This is a genomic window from Streptomyces sp. NPDC018031, assembly GCF_044327625.1.
In the GTDB taxonomy this organism is placed as follows: domain Bacteria; phylum Actinomycetota; class Actinomycetes; order Streptomycetales; family Streptomycetaceae; genus Streptomyces.
The window spans coordinates 1-4,635 of the sequence record NZ_JBIRFT010000049.1; the positions used below are offsets into that span (position 1 = coordinate 1).

The following is a 4,635-nucleotide window of genomic DNA, read 5'->3' on the forward strand; positions in this document are numbered from 1 at the left end:
ATCTGCTCGGCGAACACCGGCGAAGAGCCCAGCAGCTCCACCGCCATACCCGCCCACTGCGCCCCCTGACCGGGGAACACGAACACCGCCTTGCCACCGACGGTCCGGCCCTCGACCAGGCCGGTCGCCGGCTCGCCGGCGGCGAGCGCCGTCAGCCCCGCCAGCAGCTCCGTGCGGTCGCCGGCCACCAGGGCCGCGCGACGCTCCAGGTGCGCACGCGCCGTCGCCGCGGTGAAACCGGCGTCCAGCAGCGAGACCTCGGAGTGCTCGGTCAGATGGGCCAGCAGCCGCTCGGCCTGGGCCCGCAGCGCCGCCTCGCTCCGGCCGGAGACCAGCACCGGCACCACCGCCGGCGGGTTGGGCTCGGCCGGGGTCTCGGCCGGGGCGTCCTCCGCCTCCGCGGCGGGCGCCTCCTCCAGGATCACGTGCGCGTTGGTGCCGCTCACGCCGAACGACGACACGCCCGCGCGGCGCAGCCGGCCCTCGGAGACCGTCCACTCCTGCGCCTCGGTGAGCAGCTCGACCTCGCCGGACTCCCAGTCCACGTGCGGGGTCGGGGCGTCCACGTGCAGGGTGGCGGGCAGCGTCCGGTGCCGCAGTGCCATCACCATCTTGATGACACCGGCGACACCGGCCGCGGTGGAGGAGTGGCCGATGTTGGACTTGATGGATCCCAGCCGCAGCGGGCCGTCGGCCCGCTCCCGGCCGTAGGTCGCCAGCAGCGCCTGCGCCTCGATCGGGTCACCCAGCTTGGTGCCGGTGCCGTGACCCTCCACCGCGTCCACGTCGGCCGGGCCGAGACCGGCGTTGGTCAGCGCGGCCCGGATCACCCGCTCCTGCGAGGGGCCGTTCGGCGCGGTCAGACCGTTGCTCGCACCGTCCTGGTTCACCGCCGAACCACGCACCACGGCCAGCACGTTGTGCCCCTTGCGCCGGGCGTCGGACAGCCGCTCGACCACGATCAGGCCGGCGCCGTCGGAGAACCCGGTGCCGTTGGCGGACTCCGAGTAGGCCTTGCAGCGGCCGTCCGGGGACAGCGCCCGCTGCCGGCTGAACTCCACGAAGAGGAACGGGCCGGCGAGCACGGTGACACCGCCGACCAGCGCCATCGAGCACTCGCCGGACCGCAGCGCCTGCGCGGCGATGTGCAGGGCCACCAGCGACGAGGAGCAGGCGGTGTCCACCGACACCGACGGGCCTTCCAGGCCCAGGGTGTAGGAGATACGGCCGGAGACCACGCTGGTCGTGGACCCGGTGAGCCGGAGGCCCTCGATCTGCGGCAGCTTGCCCGCCGGCGCGACCGCGTAGTCCGAGGGACCCACACCGCAGAAGACGCCGGTGTCGCTGCCGCGCAACGACGTCGGGTCGATGCCCGCGTCCTCCAGTGCCTCCCAGGCGACCTCCAGCAGCAGCCGCTGCTGGGGGTCCATCGACGTCGCCTCGCGGGGGCTGATGCCGAAGAAGTCCGCGTCGAACTCCCCCGCCCGGTCGATGAATCCGCCCACTCGTGCGTAGGAGGTGCCGGAGTGGTCGGGGTCGGGGTCGTACAGCCCGTCCAGGTCCCAGCCGCGGTCCTCCGGGAATCCGGACATCGCGTCGCGGCCCTCGGCCACCAGCTGCCACAGGTCGTCCGACGACTTCACGCCGCCGGGGTAGCGGCAGCTCATGCCGACGATCGCCAGCGGCTCGCCGGCCCGGTCCTCGTACTCGCGCAGCTGTGCTCGGGTCTCGTTGAGATCGACGGCCATCCGCTTCAGGTATCGAACGAGCTTTTCCTGCTGCGGGTCGTTACTTTCAGCGCTCATGTTCATTCCTCGTCATGCCTCGCCGAACTCGGCGTCGATCAACTGGAAGACCTCGTCAGCGGTGGTGGCCGCCTCGATCAGCTCGCTGGTGCTCTGTCCACCGTCACCGTCGGTGAGGGTGGACAGCAGCGCGCGAAGGCGTCCGGCCACACGCTGCTGCTCGTCCGCCGTGATCGAGGCGAGCATGCCTTCGAGCTTCTTCAGCTCCTGGTCGATGGGCGGTTCCGCGACGCTGCCGCCGATCCCGGCGAGGAGCAGCTGCGCGACCGCCGCCGGGGTCGGGTGGTCGAAGATCAGGGTCGCGGGCAGCCGCTGGCCGGTGACCTGGGTCAGCCGGTTGCGCAGCCCGACCGCGCCCAGTGAGTCGAACCCGAGTTCCTGGAAGGGCCGTTCGGCGTCGATCGCGGCGGCGGACGCGTGTCCGAGGACCGCCGCCACCTGGGCCCGCACCAGGTCCAGGACGACCTGTTCCCGGTCGGGCTCCGCGACCCCGGCCAGGCGCTGGGCCAGCGACTGGCCGGCGGGCTCCGCACGCTTGGCCGGTACCCGCGCCAGACCGCGCAGCAGCGGCGGGAGCATCCCCGCCCGCGCCTGGGCCCGGAGCGCGGCCGGGTCCAGCCGCACCGGGGCCAGCAGCGGGGTGTCCACCCCGAGTGCCTGGTCGAAGAGTTCCCGTCCGACCTCGGCGGAGAGCGCGATGACGCCCATCTGTTCCAGCCGGGCCAGTTCGGCCTCGTCGAGGTGGCCGGTCATGCCGGTGGCGTCCGCCCACAGGCCCCAGGCCAGCGAGCCGGCCGGCAGCCCGGCCGCGCGGCGGTGGGCGGCGAGGGCGTCCAGGACCGCGTTGGCGGCCGCGTAGTTCGCCTGGCCCGGGCTGCCGATGAGGGCGGCGACCGAGGAGAACAGCACGAACGCCGACAGCTCGGTGTCCGCGGTCAGCTCGTGCAGGTGCCACGCCGCGTCGACCTTGGGCCGCATCACCCGCTCCAGCTGCTCCGGGGTGAGCGCTTCGATCACCCCGTCGTCGAGCACGCCCGCGGCGTGCACGACGGCGGTCAGCGGCTGCTCCAGCGACTTGATCAGCCGCGCCAGCTGCTCCCGGTCGGAGACGTCGCACGCCTCGACCCGGGTCCGGGCGCCGAGCGTGTCCAGCTCGGCGACCAGCTGCTCGACACCGTCCGCGGCCGGGCCGCGCCGGCTGACCAGCAGCAGGTTCCGGGCACCGTGCCGCTCGACCAGGTGCCGGGCGAACAGCGCGCCCAGACCACCGGTACCACCGGTGATCAGCACCGTGCCATCCGGATCCACCGGCCGCGCCGCATCGGACGCCGCATCCGCACGCCCGAGCCGCGGCGCCAGCAGCGCGCCCTGGCGCACCGCGAGTTGCGGCTCGTCCAGCTCGACGACCGCGCCCCAGTCAGGCTCGGTGCTGCCGTCGGTGTCCACCAGCACGAACCGGTTCGGGTGCTCGGACTGCGCACTGCGCACCAGACCCCACACCGGCGCCTGCGCCACGTCCGGCGCTTCCTTCGCGTGCACCGCGATCCCGTGCCGGGTGACGAGCACCAGCCGCGCGTCGACCGTCTGCTCGTTCGCCAGCCAGCGCTGCACCAGGTGCAGCGTCCGGGCGGCGACCAGGTGCGCGGCCTCGGGGGCGTCGTGCTCGGCCGGTGCGTCGATCGCGGCGAGCACCACCTGGGGAGCCGCCGTGCCGTCGGTGACCGCCCGCTCCAGCGTCTCCAGGTCGGCGAACCGGTCCCCGGACGCCTCCAGCGCGCCGAGGACGGCCACCCGGGCCGGCTTCGGGCCCTCGATCGGCACCGGGGTCCAGTCCAGCTGGAACAGCGAACGCTGTCCGCCGCTGCGGGCGGCCTCCAGCTGCGCCTGCTCGATGGGGCGGACGTCGAGCCGCTCCACGCTCGCGATCAGCTGCCCGTCCTCACCGGCGACGTCGAGCCGCAGCGCGGTCTCCCCCGCCAGGCTGATCCGGACCCGCAGCCGGGTGAGGCCCAGCTGGGCCAGTCGCACCCGGGACCAGGAGAAGGGCAGTCCGCCCGGGGTGCCCGGGCCGCGGTAGAGCATGCCGAGCCCGCCGTGCAGGGCGGAGTCGAACAGTGCCGGGTGCAGCCCGAAGCCCTGCGCGGAGCCCGCGATGTCGGGCAGCGTCAGCTCGGTGTACACCTCGTCACCGGAGCGCCACGCCGCCTGGACGGCCCGGAACGCGGGGCCGTAGTCGAAGTCGCCGTCGGTCAGGTGCGCGTACTGGTTCACCCGGGTGTAGACGGTGTCGACGGTGAGCGGCTCGGCGCCGGCCGGCGGCCACTGCAGCGGGAACGGCTCGGCGGGCTCCACGTCGGGGGCCAGCCAGCCGCGGCCGTGGCAGGTGGCCGGTCGCTGCTCGTCCTCGCCGGCCGTCTCCGGCCGGGAGAAGACCGCCACCTCGCGGCGGCCGTCCTCGCCCGCCGGGCCGACGGTGACCTGGATCTGCCGGGTGGCACCTTCCTCCAGGACCAGCGGCGCCTCGATGATCAGCTCGTCCACCATCGGGCAGCCCAGTTCGCGGCCGGCGGTGAGCGCCATCTCGACCAGCGTGATGCCGGGGACCAGGACCAGGCCGAAGACCATGTGGTCGCGGGTCCACGGATGTGCCTCGACGGACATCCGGCCGGTGAACATCCACTCGTCGCGGTCACCGAACTGCGCGGCCGCGGCGAGGATGGGGTGGTCGATCCGGCCCAGGCCGGCGGCCGCGGCATCCCCCGCGCCACCACCCGGCACCAGCCAGAAGCGTTCGCGCTGGAAGGCGTAGGTGGGCAGCTGGACGCGCCGG

Annotated in this window: 1 protein-coding gene and 1 pseudogene; both read right to left on the minus strand. The window is 74.0% G+C overall.

Annotation, left to right across the window (positions count from 1 at the left end; translation table 11 throughout):
- Window positions 1-1,778: pseudogene (locus tag ACH4B3_RS34115) on the minus strand (type I polyketide synthase); the annotation flags it as partial.
- Between the two features lie 39 nt (window positions 1,779-1,817).
- The coding region (locus ACH4B3_RS34120; RefSeq protein ID WP_398469657.1) for an SDR family NAD(P)-dependent oxidoreductase at window positions 1,818-4,635 on the minus strand (2,818 nt) is incomplete at its 5' end.